General features: G+C 58.2%; 18 protein-coding genes and 1 tRNA gene. 2 read left to right on the top strand and 17 right to left on the bottom strand.

Annotated elements, in window-relative coordinates; all coding sequences use genetic code 11:
* The first annotated feature begins 55 nt into the window (after positions 1–55).
* Positions 56–949, top strand: a complete 894-nt coding sequence (locus tag JHD64_RS10515) for a lysophospholipid acyltransferase family protein (RefSeq protein WP_199053202.1) — start codon at positions 56–58, stop codon at positions 947–949.
* Positions 946–1,812, top strand: coding sequence for a lipid A biosynthesis lauroyl acyltransferase (locus JHD64_RS10510; RefSeq protein WP_199053201.1), 867 nt, complete (start codon positions 946–948; stop codon positions 1,810–1,812). Before JHD64_RS10515 ends, JHD64_RS10510 begins: the two co-directional genes overlap by 4 nt.
* A 212-nt stretch (positions 1,813–2,024) precedes the next feature.
* Here the strand turns inward: JHD64_RS10510 and JHD64_RS10505 are convergent, their stop codons facing one another.
* The 17 genes from JHD64_RS10505 to secG all read right to left on the bottom strand — a co-directional run bounded on the left by JHD64_RS10505 (position 2,025) and on the right by secG (position 17,334).
* On the bottom strand, positions 2,025–2,321 hold the full coding sequence (locus tag JHD64_RS10505; protein ID WP_199053200.1) for a DUF2818 family protein: 297 nt from the start codon (positions 2,319–2,321) through the stop codon (positions 2,025–2,027).
* Between the two features lie 16 nt (positions 2,322–2,337).
* Positions 2,338–3,792, bottom strand: coding sequence for an NADH-quinone oxidoreductase subunit NuoN (gene nuoN / locus JHD64_RS10500; protein ID WP_110313571.1), 1,455 nt, complete (start codon positions 3,790–3,792; stop codon positions 2,338–2,340).
* A gap of 18 nt (positions 3,793–3,810) precedes the next feature.
* Complete coding sequence (locus JHD64_RS10495; protein ID WP_059284828.1) at positions 3,811–5,307, bottom strand: NADH-quinone oxidoreductase subunit M; 1,497 nt, start codon at positions 5,305–5,307, stop codon at positions 3,811–3,813.
* A gap of 43 nt (positions 5,308–5,350) precedes the next feature.
* A complete protein-coding gene (nuoL, locus tag JHD64_RS10490; protein WP_059284827.1) occupies positions 5,351–7,381 on the bottom strand; it encodes an NADH-quinone oxidoreductase subunit L in 2,031 nt (676 codons plus the stop codon).
* Between the two features lie 35 nt (positions 7,382–7,416).
* Positions 7,417–7,722 carry an NADH-quinone oxidoreductase subunit NuoK gene (gene nuoK / locus JHD64_RS10485; protein WP_045847642.1) on the bottom strand — a complete coding sequence of 102 codons (306 nt, stop codon included), beginning with the start codon at positions 7,720–7,722 and terminating at the stop codon, positions 7,417–7,419.
* Positions 7,723–7,748: 26 nt separating this feature from the next.
* Positions 7,749–8,393 (bottom strand): NADH-quinone oxidoreductase subunit J, encoded by a 645-nt coding sequence (locus tag JHD64_RS10480; RefSeq protein ID WP_059284826.1) that lies wholly within the window; start codon positions 8,391–8,393, stop codon positions 7,749–7,751.
* Positions 8,394–8,402: 9 nt separating this feature from the next.
* The gene (gene nuoI, locus JHD64_RS10475; RefSeq protein WP_197077215.1) at positions 8,403–8,882 is read right to left on the bottom strand and encodes an NADH-quinone oxidoreductase subunit NuoI; all 480 of its coding nucleotides are present in this window, start codon (positions 8,880–8,882) and stop codon (positions 8,403–8,405) included.
* Positions 8,883–8,908: 26 nt separating this feature from the next.
* Positions 8,909–9,955, bottom strand: a complete 1,047-nt coding sequence (gene nuoH, locus JHD64_RS10470; protein WP_059284825.1) for an NADH-quinone oxidoreductase subunit NuoH — start codon at positions 9,953–9,955, stop codon at positions 8,909–8,911.
* 3 nt (positions 9,956–9,958) lie between these two features.
* Positions 9,959–12,313 (bottom strand): NADH-quinone oxidoreductase subunit NuoG, encoded by a 2,355-nt coding sequence (gene nuoG / locus JHD64_RS10465; protein WP_199053199.1) that lies wholly within the window; start codon positions 12,311–12,313, stop codon positions 9,959–9,961.
* A 3-nt stretch (positions 12,314–12,316) separates the two neighbouring features.
* Complete coding sequence (nuoF, locus tag JHD64_RS10460; protein WP_059284823.1) at positions 12,317–13,612, bottom strand: NADH-quinone oxidoreductase subunit NuoF; 1,296 nt, start codon at positions 13,610–13,612, stop codon at positions 12,317–12,319.
* Complete coding sequence (gene nuoE / locus JHD64_RS10455) at positions 13,612–14,112, bottom strand: NADH-quinone oxidoreductase subunit NuoE (protein WP_199053198.1); 501 nt, start codon at positions 14,110–14,112, stop codon at positions 13,612–13,614. Before nuoE ends, nuoF begins: the two co-directional genes overlap by 1 nt.
* Positions 14,112–15,365 carry an NADH-quinone oxidoreductase subunit D gene (locus JHD64_RS10450; protein WP_059284821.1) on the bottom strand — a complete coding sequence of 418 codons (1,254 nt, stop codon included), beginning with the start codon at positions 15,363–15,365 and terminating at the stop codon, positions 14,112–14,114. The genes nuoE and JHD64_RS10450 overlap by 1 nt, the downstream gene beginning before the upstream one ends.
* Complete coding sequence (locus tag JHD64_RS10445; RefSeq protein WP_059284820.1) at positions 15,358–15,954, bottom strand: NADH-quinone oxidoreductase subunit C; 597 nt, start codon at positions 15,952–15,954, stop codon at positions 15,358–15,360. The genes JHD64_RS10450 and JHD64_RS10445 overlap by 8 nt, the downstream gene beginning before the upstream one ends.
* A gap of 11 nt (positions 15,955–15,965) precedes the next feature.
* Positions 15,966–16,442 carry an NADH-quinone oxidoreductase subunit B family protein gene (locus JHD64_RS10440; protein ID WP_045847651.1) on the bottom strand — a complete coding sequence of 159 codons (477 nt, stop codon included), beginning with the start codon at positions 16,440–16,442 and terminating at the stop codon, positions 15,966–15,968.
* On the bottom strand, positions 16,433–16,789 hold the full coding sequence (locus JHD64_RS10435; protein ID WP_059284819.1) for an NADH-quinone oxidoreductase subunit A: 357 nt from the start codon (positions 16,787–16,789) through the stop codon (positions 16,433–16,435). The genes JHD64_RS10440 and JHD64_RS10435 overlap by 10 nt, the downstream gene beginning before the upstream one ends.
* Positions 16,790–16,880: 91 nt before the next feature.
* Positions 16,881–16,966, bottom strand: a tRNA-Leu gene (locus JHD64_RS10430).
* A gap of 17 nt (positions 16,967–16,983) precedes the next feature.
* Complete coding sequence (gene secG, locus JHD64_RS10425; protein WP_059284818.1) at positions 16,984–17,334, bottom strand: preprotein translocase subunit SecG; 351 nt, start codon at positions 17,332–17,334, stop codon at positions 16,984–16,986.

Raw genomic sequence — 17,334 nt, 5'->3', positions numbered from 1 at the left:
AGCAAAACAGTGTGATGATAAAATAGGCCGCTTTACGATCACCACTGACGAAACCATGTCCAAGCTGGTCCAACTCATGTTGTCCTTGCTGGCGCGTTTGCCGCTGTCGTGGCTGCAAAGTCTCGGCGCCATACTGGGGCGGCTAACTTATCTCGCCTCCCCCCGCTATGCGCAAAGGATGAGAGATAATCTGGCGTCGAGTAAAATCTGTGAAAATTATCAGGTTTTACAAGGACTAGTCAAACAATCCGCACGAGAAACCGGCAAAGGTGCATTGGAATTGTCCATTGCCTGGTGCCGCGAGCCGGCAGACATCGCCGCGCTGGTCAAGGCATGCCATGGCTGGGAGCATGTTGAACTTGCCTTGCAGGCTGGGCACGGCATTGTTTTTGTCACGCCGCACCTGGGCAGCTATGACATCGCCGGGCGTTATATCAGCTCGCGCCTGCCCTTTCCGTTGACCGCCATGTACCGTCCTCCCAAGCTGAGCTGGCTGGAGCCGGTGATGCAGGCTGGCCGGGCACGTGGCAAAGGCAAGACGGCGCCGGCCACCGGTGCCGGTGTGCGGATTCTGATGAAAGCCCTGAAATCGGGTGAAGCCACCATCATCCTGCCCGATCAGGTTCCCGGCAATGGCGAGGGGGTGTGGGCGCCCTTTTTTGGCAAACCAGCCTACACCATGAGCCTGGTGCCGCGTCTGGCGCAGGTGAGCGGCGTTGAGGTGTTGTTCTTTGTCGGCGAGCGCCTGCCTGGTGGCAAGGGCTTTGTCGTGCATATCGAAGCCATGCCGCAGCCTTTCAGCGGGGACAAGGAGGCAGACTGTGCCTTGCTCAACCACACGGTGGAAAACCTGATCCGCCGCTTCCCCAGCCAGTATCTGTGGAGCTATAACCGTTACAAATGTCCGGCCGGCGTTACGCCGCCGGACCATCTGCAAGGAAACCCATGAAGATTGCTTTTGCCCTGTTATGGCTGATTCGCCTGCTGCCCATGTGGGCCATTGGTCTGCTGGCGGATGCCATTGGCCTGGTCGCTTATCACTTGGCTGCAGATCGCCGCAAGGTCGGGCTGACCAATCTGCGGCTATGCTTCCCGCAGATGACGGAGGCCGAGCGGGTAAAGCTGATCAAGGCCAATTTCGGCTTCATGATCCGCCTGGCACTGGAATATGGCGTGGCCTGGTGGAGCTCGGCCGAGCGCATCCGCAAGCTGGTGACCATCAAGAATCTGCATATCGTGGAAGAGCTGCGCGCCAAGGGCGAGGATGTCATCCTGTTCTATCCGCACTTTGTCGGCTTTGAAATGTGCGTGTTTGCGCTCAATCAGGTTTTACCGCTGGTCAGTGTGTATTCACAGCAGAAAAACGACACCCTGGACGCCCAGATCTATGCTGGCCGCCAGCGCTATGACAATTGCTATATCGTGCCGCGCAACGAAGGCTTGCGCTCCATCATCAAGGCCATGCGCAAGGAGCACACGCCCTTTCTCTACCTGCCCGATCAGGACTTCGGAGCGCGCGATTCGGTCTTCGTGAAATTCTTCGAGAAGGATGCCGCGACGATTACCGGCTTGTCGCGCATCAGCAAGCTGGCCAAGGCGCGCGTGGTGCCGCTGATTGCTCGCCGCGTGGGTAATCGCTTCGAGCTGGAATTCTATCCGGCATGGGAGAATTACCCGACGGAGGATGTCGTGGCCGATACCCGCCGCATGAATGCCTTTCTGGAGGAACGCATCCGCGAAATACCCAGCCAGTATTTCTGGCTGCACAAGCGCTTCAAGACCCGCCCGGAAGGCGAGGAGCGCATCTATTGATGTGCTGCCAGTACAGACTTGCTTGATGAAACAGCCCGGCTTCCTGCCGGGTTTTTCTTGTCCGTCACCAAGCCATGTCCTGGCTGTCTTCCCTGGTGGTCCGCACCACAGCGGTGGGCTGGCACTGGCGACAAATCAGCGGCCCCAGCAGGACACCCTACGCACAATAAAAAACCCGGCCTGGGCCGGGTTGTTCTGCAATAGCGTTCTCGTTAACTGCTGCGTTTCTTCCAGAAGGTCTGATAGACAAAGCCCGGGAAGGCAAACACCAGAAACAGGGCTGCCGTCGTCACGTAAAACTGCCAGTGCTGCGGCTGGACCGGCATCTGCCGCGCTTCCAGAAAGCGGGCAAACACACCGACCAGCACAAACAGCACCAGCAACTCCAGCAAGCGCCAGCCGAAGTGCTTGTTATCCATGCGGATCACACCACCCAGACGCTGGGTCAGGAAGGGTAGATTGGCGGCCACAAAGGCGACAATCAACAAAGTAGCAACACTGGCTTGCATGCTGGGCGCTTCCCTGTCAGATCACGGTGAGCGATTGCTTCATCGCCTGGACGCACAATTCGATCACACGTTCCGGCAGCATGCCCAGCACCAGCAATGCCACGGCATTGATGGACAGCACCAGTTTCATGTCGGCACGCATCACGATGGCCGAAGTATCCTGGGCTTCATCAAAGTAGATGTTCTTCACGACGCGCAGGTAGTAGAAGGCGCCGATCAGCGACATCATCACGGCAATAATGGCCAGCCAGTACAGGTGAATGTCCACGATAGCCTTGATCACGGCAAACTTGGCATAGAAACCTGCCAGCGGCGGCACACCGGCCATGGAGAACATGGTCAGCAGCATCAGCAGGGCATACCAGCTGTTGCGGCTGTTCAGGCCCTTCAGATCGTCCAGGGTTTCGCATTCGAAACCGGCACGCGACAGACCCAGCAGGATGCCGAAGCTCACCATGGACATCAGCACGTAGATCAGTGAGTAGAACAGTGCAGCGGCATAGCCATCCGGCGTTCCGGCCAGCAGGCCGAGCAGCAGGAAGCCCATGTGCGAGATGGTGGAGTAAGCCAGCATGCGCTTGATATTGGTCTGGGCGATGGCAGTGATGTTACCGATGGCCATCGACAGCACGGCCACCAAGGCCAGCATGGCTTGCCAGTCGGCGACCATGGCTTCCATGCCTTGCACCAGGATGCGCAGGACAAAGACAAAAGCAGCCAGTTTCGGCGCTGCGCCCACCATCAGGGTCACGGCGGTGGCCGAACCCTGGTAGACGTCCGGCACCCACATGTGGAAGGGAACTGTGCCAAGCTTGAAGCACAGGCCAGCCACGATGAACACCAGACCGAACACCAGCAGCATGTCATTGGCGGTATGCAGCTTGATGGCCTTGGCCACCAAGGCCAGGTCCAGCGTGCCGGTGGCACCGTAGATCATGGAAATACCGTACAGCAGCAGGCCGGAAGCCAGCGCGCCCAGTACGAAGTATTTCATGGCAGCTTCGGTTGCCTTTACTTCATCACGTTGCAAGGCGATCAGCGAGTACAGCGACAGCGACAGCAGTTCCAGACCCATGTACAGCGACAGGAAATGCGAAGCCGACACCATGATGTTCATCCCGAGCAGGGCAAACAGTGCCAGGGAGAAGAACTCGCCACGCAGCAGACCGCGGTCGGCAATGTACTGACGGCTGTAAACCAGCACCATGGCGGTGCTGCCATACATGGCCAGTTTGACCAGACTGGACAGCGCATCGCTGACAAACATGCCGGAGAAGGTATGTACCGGTACTGCCGAATAGCTTTGTACCTGCAATACCGCACAGCCAGCCAGCGTCAGCAAGGCCAGACCGTAATGCAGGCCGCGCTTTGCATCCGAAATGAAAGCATCGAGCATGAGGATGACCAGTATTGCCACGGACATGAACAGTTCGGGCAAGGCAGGCATCAGGTTCAGATCAGCCCAATTCATTATGTTTTCCTTATGGCCTTAGAGCTTGGTCTGCGCAACATGCGCAATCAGGTCATTCACCGACAGGTGCATCTTTTCGACGAAGCCTTGCGGGTACAGACCCATGCCCAGCACTGCAATGGCCAGCACGGCCAGCACCAGGAATTCGCGTTTGTTCACATCAGCCATTTCTTCCACATGGTGATTGCTCACCTCGCCGAAGATCACCCGCTTGTACATCCACAGGGTGTAGGCCGCGCCGAAGATCAGGGTGGTGGCAGCCAGGGCGGCATACCAGAAATTCACCTGCACCGCGCCCATGATCACCATGAACTCACCGGCAAAACCGGAAGTGGCCGGCAGACCGGAGTTGGCCATGGCAAACAGCATCATGAAAGCAGCAAAGATCGGCATCTTGTTGGCCACGCCACCGTAATCGGCGATGTTGCGGCTGTGCACGCGGTCATACATCACACCGATGCAGAAGAACATGCCGGCGGAAACGAAGCCGTGCGACACCATCTGTACCAGGGCGCCTTCCACGGCCCACTGGTTCAGGTGCGAACCGGTGAACATGAACAGACCCAGGGTGACGAAGCCCATGTGGGAAATGGAGGAGTAAGCCACCAGCTTCTTCATGTCGGTCTGCACCAGTGCCACCAGACCGATGTACACCACGGCAACCAGCGACAGGGCCACCATGATCCACGACAGTTCACGCGCGGCATCCGGCAGGATGGGCAGGGCAAACCGCAGGAAACCGTAAGCACCGATCTTCAGGGTGATGGCCGCCAGCACCATGGAACCACCGGTCGGCGCTTCCACGTGGGCATCCGGCAACCAGGTATGCACCGGCCACATCGGCACCTTCACGGCAAACGACAGGAAGAAGGCGATGAACAGCAGGATCTGCACGTTCAGCGGAATCTTGGCAATCGCCTGGAAGGCTTGGATGTCGAAAGTCTTGCCAGCCTGGAAGTACAGGTAGATCAAGGCAACCAGCATCAGCAGCGAACCGAGCAGGGTGTACAGGAAGAACTTGAAGGACGCATACACCCGGCGCGGACCACCCCAGACACCGATGATCAGGTACATCGGGATCAGCATGCCTTCAAAGAAGACATAGAACAGGATGGCATCCAGCGCGGCAAAGGCACCGTTGATCAGGCCGGACATGATCAGGAAGGCGGCCATGTACTGCGCCGGACGCTTCTGGATCACCTGCCAGCCAGCCAGTACCACCATCAGGGTGGTAAAGCTGTTGAGGATCACGAACAGCATGGATATGCCGTCCACGCCCAGGTGGTACTGGATGCCAAAGGAGGCAATCCACGGCTTCACTTCCTCGAACTGCATGCCGCCGTTCAGGTTGTCGAAGCCGGTAAACAGCGGCAGCGACAGCAGGAAACCGATCAAGGCACCGGCTACGGCCAGCCAGCGGGCCAGGTTGGCCCGTTGGTCTCCTCCCGTAGCCAGCACCAGCAACCCGGCCACGATCGGGGCCCAGATCACCAGACTTAACTGATTTGTGAACATAGTCAAAACCTAAGTAGTTATTCCAATTCCAGAGGTCTGGGCCTTAGCGCAGGATGATCTGCGAGAACCACAGCGTCATCAGAGCCAGCACGCCGATAATCATGGTCATGGCGTAGCTGTAGATGAAACCGGTCTGCAGCTTGCGTACCAGCTTGGAGAAGGTTCCCACCAGCTTGGCTGCACCATTCACTACCAGGCCATCGATCAGCAGCATGTCGCCCACCTTCCAGAAGAAGGTACCCAGAGCGCGCGAGCCCTTGGCAAACACGGCGTAGTACAGCTCGTCCAGGTAGTACTTGTTTTCCAGAATCTGGTTAACGAAGCTGAACTTCTGCTTGATGGCTGCCGGGATCTGCGGCGCCTTCATATAGAAGAACCAGGCTGTCACCACACCGGCCAGCGCCAGCAGGAAGGGCAGCGAGGTAAAGGCATGCACACCCATGGCAACCGGGCCATGGAATTCACGTGCCAGTTCTTCCAGAGCCGGGTGAGCCTCGCCATGAATCGTAATGACACCCTTGAAGAAGGAACCGTAAACCAGCGGTTCGATGGCAAAGAAACCCACCAGCACCGACGGAATGGCCAGCAGCACCAGCGGCAGGGTCACCACCCACGGCGATTCGTGCGGCTTGTCGTGCGGACCCAGACCATGGTGGTGGTCGTGATCGTCATGACCGTGGTGATGGTCGTCTTTTTTCTCCATCCAGCGTTCCTTGCCATGGAAGACCAGGAAGTACATGCGGAAGGAGTAGAAGGCGGTCACGAATACACCGGCGATCACCGCGAAGTAGGCAAAACCGGCTGCCGGCAGATGCGACAGCTGTACCGCTTCGATGATGGAATCCTTTGAGTAGAAACCGGAGAAGAACGGCGTACCGATCAGCGCCAGCGAACCCAGCAGCGAAGTGATCCAGGTAATCGGCATGTACTTGCGCAGGCCGCCCATATTGCGCATGTCCTGGTCATGGTGCATGCCCATGATGACGGAACCGGCGCCCAGGAACAGCAGGGCCTTGAAGAAGGCGTGGGTCATTACATGGAACATGGCAACCGGGTAGGCCGAGGCACCCAGGGCAACCGTCATGTAACCCAGCTGCGACAGGGTGGAATAAGCCACCACACGCTTGATGTCGTTCTGCACGATGCCAAGGAAACCCATGAACAAGGCGGTGATGGAACCAGCCACCAGCACCACGTTCAGCGCGGTATCCGACATTTCAAACAGCGGGCTCATGCGCGATACCATGAAGATACCGGCAGTCACCATGGTCGCCGCGTGAATCAGCGCGGAGATCGGGGTGGGGCCTTCCATCGAGTCCGGCAGCCACACATGCAGCGGGAACTGTGCCGACTTACCCATCGCACCGATGAACAGCAGGATGCAGGTCACGGTCAGCAGCGACCACTCACAGCCCGGGATGATCTGGATGGTCTTGCTGGCCAGTGCCGGCGCTGCAGCGAATACATCGCTGTAGTTCAGCGAACCGCCAAAGTAAGCCAGTACCAGGCCGATACCCAGCAGGAAACCGAAGTCACCCACACGGTTGACCAGGAAGGCCTTAAGGTTGGCGTAGATCGCAGTCGGACGCTTGAACCAGAAGCCGATCAGCAGATAGGACACCAGGCCCACTGCTTCCCAACCGAAGAACAGCTGGATGAAGTTGTTGCTCATCACCAGCATCAGCATCGAGAAGGTAAACAGCGAGATATAGCTGAAGAAGCGTTGATAGCCCGGATCTTCCTGCATGTAGCCGATGGTGTAGATATGCACCATCAGCGACACGAAGGTCACCACCACCAGCATCATGGCGGTGAGCGAGTCCACCAGGAAGCCGACGGAGAACTCGTAGCCCCCTACCGTCAGCCAGGTGTAGACCGGCGCGTTGAAGACTTCTGCCTGCCCGCTAAGGAAGGCATAAAGTACCTTGAAGGACAGGGCTGCCGAGACTGCCACGCCGAGAATCGTCACGACGTGGGAAGCGCGGCGGCCGATTGCCCATCCAAACAAGCCTGCGATGATGGATCCCACCAGTGGTGAGAGCGCAATCAGCAGGTATAAGCTTTTCATATCCATGCTTGTGTGCTTTGTAGTTTGGTAACCGGTTTGCCTTAGCCCTTGAGGCTGCCCAGGTCTTCAACGTTGATGGTCCGCATATTGCGGAACAGCACCACCAGAATGGCCAGACCAATGGCCGACTCTGCCGCTGCTACCGTCAGGATGAAGAATACGAAAATCTGGCCTGCTGTATCGGACAGGTAATGCGAGAAGGCAATGAAGTTGAAATTCACTGCCAGCAGCATCAGTTCGATGGCCATCAACAGCACGATCAGGTTCTTCCGGTTCAGGAAAATCCCCAGCACGCTGATGGCAAACAGGATTGCGGCCAGCACCAGGAAGTGAGTTAGTGTCAGCACATTTCCTCCCTTATGTTGTTCGGCCGTCAGGCCTGTTGCTCACCGGACTCGGCAGTATCGGCCGCTTCCACATTTTTTTCGGCTTGCATCTTCACGATGCGCACGCGGTCCTGACTGCGAACCTTGACCTGATCTGCAGCATCCACCACCTTGGTGTCCTTGCGGCTACGCTGGGTCAGGCCGATGGCAGCCACCATGGCCACCAGCAGCACCACCGCAGCCAGTTCGAACGGCAGCAGATAGGTGGTATACAGCTGGCGACCCAGTACCTTGACATTGCTGGCATCAGCCGCCAGCGCCGCACCGGCCTTGTAGTCGGCCAGGCCGGTGTGCGGATTGGTCAGGATCAGCACCATTTCGAAGGCCATGATCAGGCCAACGGTGGCAGCCACCGGGAGATTGCGCCAGAAACCTTCGCGCAGTTTCTCCACGTTGATATCCAGCATCATCACCACAAACAGGAACAGCACCATCACCGCGCCCACATAAACCAGTACCAGGGTAATGGCCAGGAACTCGGACTGCAGCAGCAGCCAGTGTCCGGAGCTGGTGAAGAAGGCCAGCACCAGATACAGCACGGCGTGTACCGGGTTCTTGGCAGTGACCACCCGAACCGCGGCAAACAGCAGAATGGCGGACAGGATGTAGAAAATAACCGTAGTCATGCTCATGAGGCCCCCTTAACGGTACTTGGCATCGGCTGCCTTGTTGGCAGCGATTTCGGCCTCGTACTTGTCACCCACCGCCAACAGCATCGGCTTGGTGTAGTAGAGGTCGCCACGTTTTTCACCGTGGTATTCAAAGATGTGCGTTTCCACGATGGCGTCGACCGGGCAGGCTTCTTCGCAGAAACCGCAGAAGATGCACTTGGTCAGGTCGATGTCGTAGCGGGAAGTGCGGCGGGTGCCGTCTTCACGCTGTTCCGACTCGATCGAGATCGCCATTGCCGGGCACACCGCCTCACACAACTTACAGGCAATGCAACGCTCTTCACCGTTGGCGTAGCGACGCTGCGCATGCAGGCCGCGGAAGCGCGGGGAGATCGGCGTCTTTTCTTCCGGGAACTGGACGGTGATCTTGCGGGCAAAGAAATAACGCCCGGTCAGCATCAGACCCTTGACCAGTTCCACCAGCAGGAAGGTTTTGAAAAAGTTGCGAATCGTATCCATGTTCTTTACCTATCCCCTCAGTTCCACAGCGACAGCGGGGTCATCATCCAGATCCCCAGCACCAGGATCCACACCAGGGTGACCGGGATGAACACCTTCCAGCCCAAACGCATGATCTGGTCATAGCGATAGCGCGGGAAAGTCGCACGGAACCACAGGAAGCAGAACAGCACAAACGCCATCTTGACCGCCAGCCAGAAGAAGCCACCGGCACCCAGCAGGCCCCAGCTTGCCGGGAAGGGCGACAGCCAGCCACCCAGGAACAGGATGGAAGTCAGTGCCGATACCAGGATCATGTTGGCGTATTCGGCCAGGAAGAACACCGCAAATGCCATGCCGGAGTATTCCACATGGAAACCGGCGACGATTTCCGATTCACCTTCGGCCACGTCAAACGGGGCACGGTTGGTTTCCGCCACGCCGGAGATCAGGTAGACGATGAACAGCGGGAACAGCGGCAGCCAGTTCCAGGAGAACAGCGAACCACCGGCCATGCCGTGAGCCTGCTGCTTGACGATGTCAACCAGGTTCAGGCTGCTGGACACCATCAGTACCCCGACCAGCGCAAAGCCCATGGCCAGTTCGTAGGACACGATCTGGGCAGCGGAACGCATGGCGCCCAGGAAGGAGTACTTGGAGTTACCGGCCCAGCCGGCCACGATGATGCCGTATACACCGATGGACGACAGCGCCAGGATGTACAGCAGCGAAGCGTTGATATTGGCCAGCACCAGCGTGTCGCTGAAGGGCACCACCGCCCAGGCAGCCAGTGCCGGGCCAATGGCCAGCACCGGAGCCAGCAGGAACAGGCCCTTGCTGGACTGCGTCGGCAGAATGATTTCCTTCATCAACAGCTTGAGGCCGTCAGCCAGCGGCTGCAGCAGGCCCAGCGGACCGACCCGGTTGGGGCCGATACGGATCTGCATGTAGCCGATTACCTTGCGTTCAAAGTAGGTCAGATACGCGACGGCAATCATCATCGGTGCCACGATGGCGATGATCTTGAGCAGGGTCCACACCGTGAGCCCCGCTTCATTACCGAGAATGCCTTGCAAGAACTCCATGTTTTACCCCTGTGTAAGCTCGATGGAATCGAACATGCCACCCAGACCGACAGTCAGCGGATGTGCCGTTGCCAGACGTACCGTGTCAGCCGGCAGGCTGTCATCGGCCTCGACCAGTACCTTGAGCTCGCCAGTACCCTGACGCAGCAAGCCTTGCTTGCCGTCAGCCAGATTCAGGCGGGCCAGCAGGCTGGAATGCGCACGGGCAACCGGTGCAGCCGCATCAGCAGTCTGTTGCAGGGACTGGGCACGGCGGCAGATGGCATCCGCCTGATACAGCGGCACTTCACCAATCCGCACCAGACCAGCACCAGCCTCGGCATTGACCGGAACATCGCCAATGGCGTTATTGAAGGCAGACTCGACTGCGCCATGGGCCAGCAATTCGGCACGCACTTCTTCGGCGCTGTTGTGCTCGAAACCGGACAGATTCAGCATATTGCCCAGTACGCGCAATACCTTCCACGCCGGACGGGTTTCGCCCAGCGGACGTACCACACCGTTGAAGGACTGCAGCTTGCCTTCCATATTGACGAAGGAGCCGGCAGTTTCCGAGAACGGGGCAATCGGCAGCAGTACATCGGCGTAATCGAGCAGACCTGCGCCCTTGTAGGCGGTCAGTGCGATCACGGTAGCAGCCTGCTTCATGGCGGCCACGGCAGCTTGCGGATTGTAGCTGTCGAATTCCACTTCGGTATTCAGCAGGAAGTAGGCCTTGCGCGGTGCGGCAATCATGGCGGCAGCGTTGAGGCCGGCAGCGGTGTTGGCACCGAAGGCGGCGCGGTGCGGCAGGGCACCCACCAGTTCGGCACCGGTGCTGTTGGCGGCTTCGGCCAGCAGGCCAAAGCGTGCACCGGTCAGCGCGGCAATTTCTTGCGTCAGCTTCAGCAGCTGGGCAAAGGCCGGATGGTGCTGCGCCACATTACCCAGCACGATGGCAGCGGATTCTGCTTCCACCAGGCTGGCCGCAATGGCTTGTGCCTCTTCGCTGGCGGCAACGGCAGCCAGATCGATGGCAGTTTGAGCCGACTTGATCTCAACCACAGCCTTCAGTACCTGGGCCAGCGCGTTGACCAGCGCCAGCGGCGAAACGATCAGCTTGGCATTGACTGCAGTCAGCAGCGCATCGTCCGCCACGTGGATCACGTTGAGCGCACTGCCCTTCTTCACGGCCTGACGCAATTGCGAGGCCAGCAGCGGCTGTTCCTTGCGCTGGGTGCTGCCCACTACCAGGATGGACTTGGCAGCGGTCAGCTCGGCAATGCTGGAACCCAGCCACTGCGCACCCTGCTGGGCGGCATCGGCGGAGAAGTCACTGCGGCGCAGACGGTAGTCGATGTTGTTGACACCAAAGGCACGGGCCAGCTTTTGCGCCAGATACAGTTCTTCGGTCGTCGAATGCGGGCTGGTGAGGAAGCCGATGGCATCCTTGCCGTGATCGGCGGATACGCCGTTCAGGCCCTTCACCACGTAGGCCAGCGCGGTTTCCCAGTCGGTCTCGTGCCACTTGCCGTCGAACTTGATCATCGGCTTTTGCAGACGCTCGGCGGAATTCAGGCCTTCATACGAGAAGCGGTCGCGGTCGGCAATCCAGCATTCGTTGATGGCTTCGTTTTCCAGCGGCAGCACGCGCATCACTTCGTTGGCCTTCACCTGAACGATCAGGTTGGAGCCCAGACCATCGTGCGGGCTGACCGACTTGCGGCGGGACAGTTCCCAGGCACGGGTGCTGTAGCGGAAAGGCTTGGAAGTCAGCGCGCCGACCGGGCAGAGGTCGATGACGTTACCGGAGATTTCCGAATTCACGGTCTTGCCCAGGTAGGGCATGATTTCCGAGAATTCGCTGCGGTTGGCCATGCCGATTTCCTGGAAGCCGCCGATTTCTTCGGTGAAGCGTACGCAGCGGGTGCAGTGAATGCAGCGCGACATTTCTTCAGCGGATACCAGCGGACCCATGTCCTTGCCGACTACGCTGCGCTTTTCTTCCTGGTAGCGGGAAGAAGAGTTGCCGTAGCCTACGGCCAGATCCTGCAGCTGACATTCGCCGCCCTGATCGCAGATCGGGCAATCCAGCGGGTGATTGATCAGCAGGAATTCCATCACGCCGGCTTGCGCCTTCTTGGCCATGTCGGAATGGGTATGCACCTTCATGCCGTCGGTCACCGGCGTAGCGCAGGCGGGCAGTGGCTTGGGTGCTTTTTCCACTTCCACCAGACACATGCGGCAGTTGGCCGCGATGGACAGTTTCTTGTGGTAGCAGAAGTGAGGGATGTAGGTGCCCACGGAATGGGCGGCATCCATCACGGTACTGCCTTGCGGGACAGTCAGTTTTTTACCGTCGATTTCGATTTCAAGCATCGCTCAACACCATTTGTGGTCCACCAAGGGCTTCTTGTGTTCGATCAGGTACTCGAACTCATTGCGGAAGTGCTTGGTGAAACTGCGAACCGGGAACACGGCAGCATCTGCCAGTGCACAGATGGTACGGCCGGCCATGTTATTGCCTACCGAATCCAGGAGCTCCAGATCGCCCGGACGGCCTTCGCCGTTGGCGATGCGATGGATCACCTTGTACAGCCAGCCGGTGCCTTCGCGGCACGGCGTGCACTGGCCGCAGGATTCCTCGTGATAGAAGTAGGCCAGACGCTCCAGCGCCTTCACCATACACACGTCTTCATTCATCACGATGACAGCGCCGGAACCCAGCATGGAGCCGGCCTTGGCGATGCTGTCGTAGTCCATGGTGCATTGCATCATGACGTCGCCGGGCAGGATCGGAGCGGAAGAACCACCCGGAATCACCGCCTTGAGCTTTTTGCCATCACGCATGCCGCCAGCCATTTCCAGCAGTACCGAGAACGGGGTGCCCAGCGGGATCTCGTAGTTGCCCGGACGATTCACATGACCGGAAACCGAGAACAGCTTGGTACCGCCATTGTTCGGCTTGCCCGCTTCCAGGAACTTCTGTGCGCCATCACGGATGATGAAAGGCACGGAGGCAAAGGACTCGGTGTTGTTGATGGTGGTGGGCTTGCCGTACAGACCGAAGCTGGCCGGGAACGGCGGCTTGAAGCGCGGCTGGCCTTTTTTGCCTTCCAGCGATTCCAGCAGCGCGGTTTCCTCACCACAGATGTAGGCACCATAGCCATGATGGGCGAACAGGTCGAAGCTGAAGTCGCTGCCGAGGATGTTCTTACCCAGGAAACCAGCCTGGCGGGCTTCATCCAGTGCGGCTTCGAACAGTTCGTACTCTTCGAAGATTTCACCGTGGATGTAGTTGTAGCCTGCCTTGGTTCCCATGGCGTAGCCGGCGATGATCATGCCTTCGATCAGCGCATGCGGATTGAAGCGCAGGATGTCGCGGTCCTTGAAGGTACCCGGCTCACCCTCGTCGGTGTTGCACACCACGTATTTGTCGCCCGGGAAGGAGCGCGGCATGAAGCTCCACTTCAGGCCGGTGGGGAAGCCCGCACCGCCACGACCGCGCAGACCGGAATTCTTCACTTCAGCAATCACGTCCTCTTGCGCCATCTTGGATTCGATGATGCGACGCAGGGCCTGATAGCCGCCACGGGCCACATAGGCCTCCAGCTTCCAGCAGTCCTGTGCAGAGGTATCGATGCCGTCGAAAATCACACCATTGACGAAGACTGCCATTAGTTCAACTCCGCCAGTTTCTTGTCGATTGCTTCGGGCGTCATGAAGCTGCACATCTTGTGGTTGTTCACCAGCAAGACCGGCGCATCGCCGCAGGCACCCATGCACTCCCCTTCCAGCAAGGTGTACTTGCCGTCAGCACTAGTTTCGCCAATGGCGATGCCCAGCTTCTTGGAGATGTACTCGGCGGCATTCACGCCACCGGACAAGGCACAGGGCAGGTTGGTACACACAGTAATCTTGTACTGGCCAACCGGCTTCATGTCGTACATGTTGTAGAAGGTGGCGACTTCGTAGGCAGCTACCGGCGGAATCTGCAGGTAGTTGGCAACGAATTCGATCACCTCGGTATTCAGGCAACGCTCTTCCGGTGTCTTGCCGGTTTCACGGCGCTCCACCAGGGCAATGCGCAGCGCGCCCATGACCGCCGAGCGTTTCTGGTCGGCCGGGTATTTGGCGACTTCGCGATCAATGGCGGCGAGTGATTGTGCGGATAGCATTAGCGGTCGATCTCCCCAAACACGATATCCTGGGTACCGATGATGGCCACCACGTCGGCGATCATGTGGCCCGTGGCCATTTCATTCAGGGCTGCCAGATGGGCAAAACCCGGGGCACGGATTTTCAGTCGGTACGGCTTGTTGGCGCCATCGGATACCAGATAGATACCGAACTCACCCTTAGGATGTTCTACCGCGGCGTAAGCTTCGCCTTCCGGCACATGCATGCCTTCGGTAAACAGCTTGAAGTGGTGGATCAGGTCTTCCATATTCGACTTCATGCCCTCGCGGGACGGCGGAGCCACTTTATGGTTGTCGGTGATGACCGGACCCGGATTGGCACGCAGCCAGGCCACGCACTGCTGGATGATACGGTTGGACTGGCGCATTTCCTCGACGCGCACCAGATAGCGATCATAGCTGTCGCCACCCTTGCCCACCGGAATATCAAAGTCCAGACGGTCGTAAACATCGTAGGGCTGTTTCTTGCGCAGGTCCCACTCGATGCCGGAACCACGCAGCATCGGGCCGGAGAAGCCCAGATTCTTGGCACGTTCCGGGCTGACCACGCCGATACCGACCGTACGCTGCTTCCAGATACGGTTATCGGTCAGCAGGGTTTCGTATTCGTCGACGTAGGTCGGGAAGCGCTTGGTGAAGTCGTCAATGAAGTCCAGCATGGAACCCTTGCGGCCTTCATTCAGACGCGCCAGTTCCTTGGCATTCTTGATCTTGGATACGGTGTACTGCGGCATGGAGTCCGGCAGGTCACGGTATACGCCACCCGGGCGGAAGTAGGCGGCGTGCATGCGGGCACCGGACACGGCTTCGTAGCAGTCCATCAGGTCCTCACGCTCACGGAAAGCGTACAGGAACATGGTCATGGCGCCGATGTCGATGGCGTGCGCGCCAATCCACAGCAGGTGGTTCAGGATACGGGTGATTTCGGCAAACATCACGCGGATGTATTGCGCGCGCAGCGGCACTTCGATCTGCAGCAGCTTTTCGATGGCCAGGCAGTAGGCGTGCTCGTTGCACATCATGGACACGTAGTCCAGACGATCCATATACGGCAGCGACTGGATGAAAGTCTTGCTTTCAGCCAGTTTCTCGGTGCCGCGATGCAACAGGCCGATATGCGGGTCGGCACGCTGGATCACTTCACCATCCAGCTCCAGCACCAGACGCAATACGCCGTGGGCTGCCGGGTGCTGGGGACCGAAGTTCAGCGTGTAGTTACGGATCTCAGCCACCGTAGTTCTCCTCACGAATGATGCGCGGAGTGATTTCGCGCGGCTCAATGGTGACCGGCTGATAGATCACGCGCTGCTGGGTCGGGTCATAGCGCATTTCCACATGACCGGACAGCGGGAAGTCCTTGCGGAAGGGATGGCCGACAAAGCCATAGTCGGTCAGGATGCGACGCAGGTCGGGGTGACCTTCAAACACGATGCCGAACAGGTCGAAGGCTTCGCGCTCGAACCAGTTGGCGGCATTCCATACCGGATTGACCGAGGCGAGCAGCGGGAAGCTGTCGTCTTCGGCAAAGACGCGCAAGCGGATGCGCAGATTGTGCTTGAGCGACAGCAGGTGGTAGACCACGGCAAAGCGCGGGCCATCCCACGGCTCGTCACGGTAGGCGCTGTAGTCCATACCGCACAGGTCGATCAGTTGTTCGAAAGAAAGTTCAGCATGATCACGCAGCGTGGTGGCCACGGTGATCAGATCTGCCGCCTTGCAGACGATGGTCAGTTCATCGAGGGCCAGCGTGCTTGAAACAAGCTTGTCGCCCAGCACCCGCTCGACGACCGATCCCAATGCTTCCATTTTCTTGGAGGCCATAAGTACTTACCTTATCGGGCGATGGTGGAGGTGCGTTTGATCTTGTTCTGCAGCTGGATGATGCCATACAGCAGTGCTTCGGCAGTCGGTGGACAGCCTGGCACGTAGACATCGACCGGCACGATGCGGTCACAGCCACGGACGACGGAGTAGGAGTAGTGGTAGTAGCCACCACCGTTGGCACAGGAGCCCATGGAGATGACCCAGCGCGGTTCCGCCATCTGGTCATACACCTTGCGCAGTGCCGGTGCCATCTTGTTGCACAACGTACCGGCCACGATCATCAGGTCAGACTGACGGGGACTGGGACGGAAAACGATGCCGAAACGGTCCAGGTCGTAACGTGCGGCACCAGCGTGCATCATTTCCACGGCACAGCAGGCCAGACCAAAGGTCATCGGCCACAGCGAACCGGTACGGGTGTAGTTGATGAGCTTGTCGGCCGTCGTGGTCACGAAGCCTTTTTCCAGAATACCTTCTACTCCCATTCCAGCGCTCCCTTTTTCCACATGTAGACGAAACCCAGGGTCAACACGCCCAGGAATTCCACCATTACACCAAAGCCATATGCACCCAGTTCTTTCAGGACCACGGCCCAGGGAAACAGAAATGCAATTTCCAGATCGAACAGAATGAAAAGAATGGCAATGAGGTAGTAGCGAACGTCAAATTTCATGCGTGCATCTTCGAAGGCCTCGAATCCGCACTCATAAGGAGAGAGTTTCTCAGGGTCAGGACGATTGGGTGCGAGGACCTTGCCAAGGACAATAGGACCCACGCCAACCAACAATCCGACGATGACAAACAACAGAATGGGAAAATAATTTTGCAGCATTTCCCGTACACCCCCAAAAAAAGGAGGAATTACCCTCCTTGGCTCCAAATAAAATAGGCCACCGGAATCCCGGTGGCCTATTTTTGAATGGTGGTGCCGACAGTGAGACTCGAACTCACACAGCCTACGGCCACTACCCCCTCAAGATAGCGTGTCTACCAATTTCACCATGTCGGCACAATATAACTTTACTGTCACTCCGGAATTTTTGACGTCGTGCCCGAAGCTTTGCCAGTGGTTGCCCCGACCGGGATTTGCGGCGCAACTTGTTCAACCTTGCCACCCATCACACCCAGATCCGTTTTTCCGCCCCCCGACAGATAAACAAGGGTGAGACTCGTGGAGAAGAATACAACCGCTGCAATCGCAGTGGTTCTACTCAGAAAATTCGCAGAGCCAGACGCACCAAACAGACTTCCGGAAGCGCCGCTGCCGAAAGCCGCACCCATATCCGCACCCTTGCCATGCTGCATGAGGACAAGGACGATAATCGTCACCGCGGAGAGCAGGTTAACAACCCAAATAAGCGTCTTAATAAGTTCCAT

The sequence above is a fragment of the Aquitalea sp. ASV15 genome, assembly GCF_016429115.1.
In the GTDB taxonomy this organism is placed as follows: Bacteria; Pseudomonadota; Gammaproteobacteria; order Burkholderiales; family Chromobacteriaceae; genus Aquitalea; species Aquitalea magnusonii.
This window is presented reverse-complemented; position numbering and strand designations above follow the sequence as displayed.

Excerpts from the sequence above, each read along its gene's own strand:
- nuoG (WP_199053199.1), bottom strand. The coding sequence starts at position 12,313 with ATGCTTGAAATCGAAATCGACGGTAAAAAACTGACTGTCCCGCAAGGC.
- JHD64_RS10510 (WP_199053201.1), top strand. The coding sequence starts at position 946 with ATGAAGATTGCTTTTGCCCTGTTATGGCTGATTCGCCTGCTGCCCATG.
- nuoH (WP_059284825.1), bottom strand. The coding sequence starts at position 9,955 with ATGGAGTTCTTGCAAGGCATTCTCGGTAATGAAGCGGGGCTCACGGTG.
- JHD64_RS10440 (WP_045847651.1), bottom strand. The coding sequence starts at position 16,442 with ATGGGAGTAGAAGGTATTCTGGAAAAAGGCTTCGTGACCACGACGGCC.
- JHD64_RS10445 (WP_059284820.1), bottom strand. The coding sequence starts at position 15,954 with ATGGCCTCCAAGAAAATGGAAGCATTGGGATCGGTCGTCGAGCGGGTG.
- JHD64_RS10435 (WP_059284819.1), bottom strand. The coding sequence starts at position 16,789 with ATGCTGCAAAATTATTTTCCCATTCTGTTGTTTGTCATCGTCGGATTG.
- JHD64_RS10515 (WP_199053202.1), top strand. The coding sequence starts at position 56 with ATGTCCAAGCTGGTCCAACTCATGTTGTCCTTGCTGGCGCGTTTGCCG.
- secG (WP_059284818.1), bottom strand. The coding sequence starts at position 17,334 with ATGGAACTTATTAAGACGCTTATTTGGGTTGTTAACCTGCTCTCCGCG.
- nuoN (WP_110313571.1), bottom strand. The coding sequence starts at position 3,792 with ATGAATTGGGCTGATCTGAACCTGATGCCTGCCTTGCCCGAACTGTTC.
- JHD64_RS10480 (WP_059284826.1), bottom strand. The coding sequence starts at position 8,393 with ATGAGCATGACTACGGTTATTTTCTACATCCTGTCCGCCATTCTGCTG.
- nuoF (WP_059284823.1), bottom strand. The coding sequence starts at position 13,612 with ATGGCAGTCTTCGTCAATGGTGTGATTTTCGACGGCATCGATACCTCT.
- nuoE (WP_199053198.1), bottom strand. The coding sequence starts at position 14,112 with ATGCTATCCGCACAATCACTCGCCGCCATTGATCGCGAAGTCGCCAAA.
- JHD64_RS10495 (WP_059284828.1), bottom strand. The coding sequence starts at position 5,307 with ATGTTCACAAATCAGTTAAGTCTGGTGATCTGGGCCCCGATCGTGGCC.
- JHD64_RS10505 (WP_199053200.1), bottom strand. The coding sequence starts at position 2,321 with ATGCAAGCCAGTGTTGCTACTTTGTTGATTGTCGCCTTTGTGGCCGCC.
- nuoL (WP_059284827.1), bottom strand. The coding sequence starts at position 7,381 with ATGGATATGAAAAGCTTATACCTGCTGATTGCGCTCTCACCACTGGTG.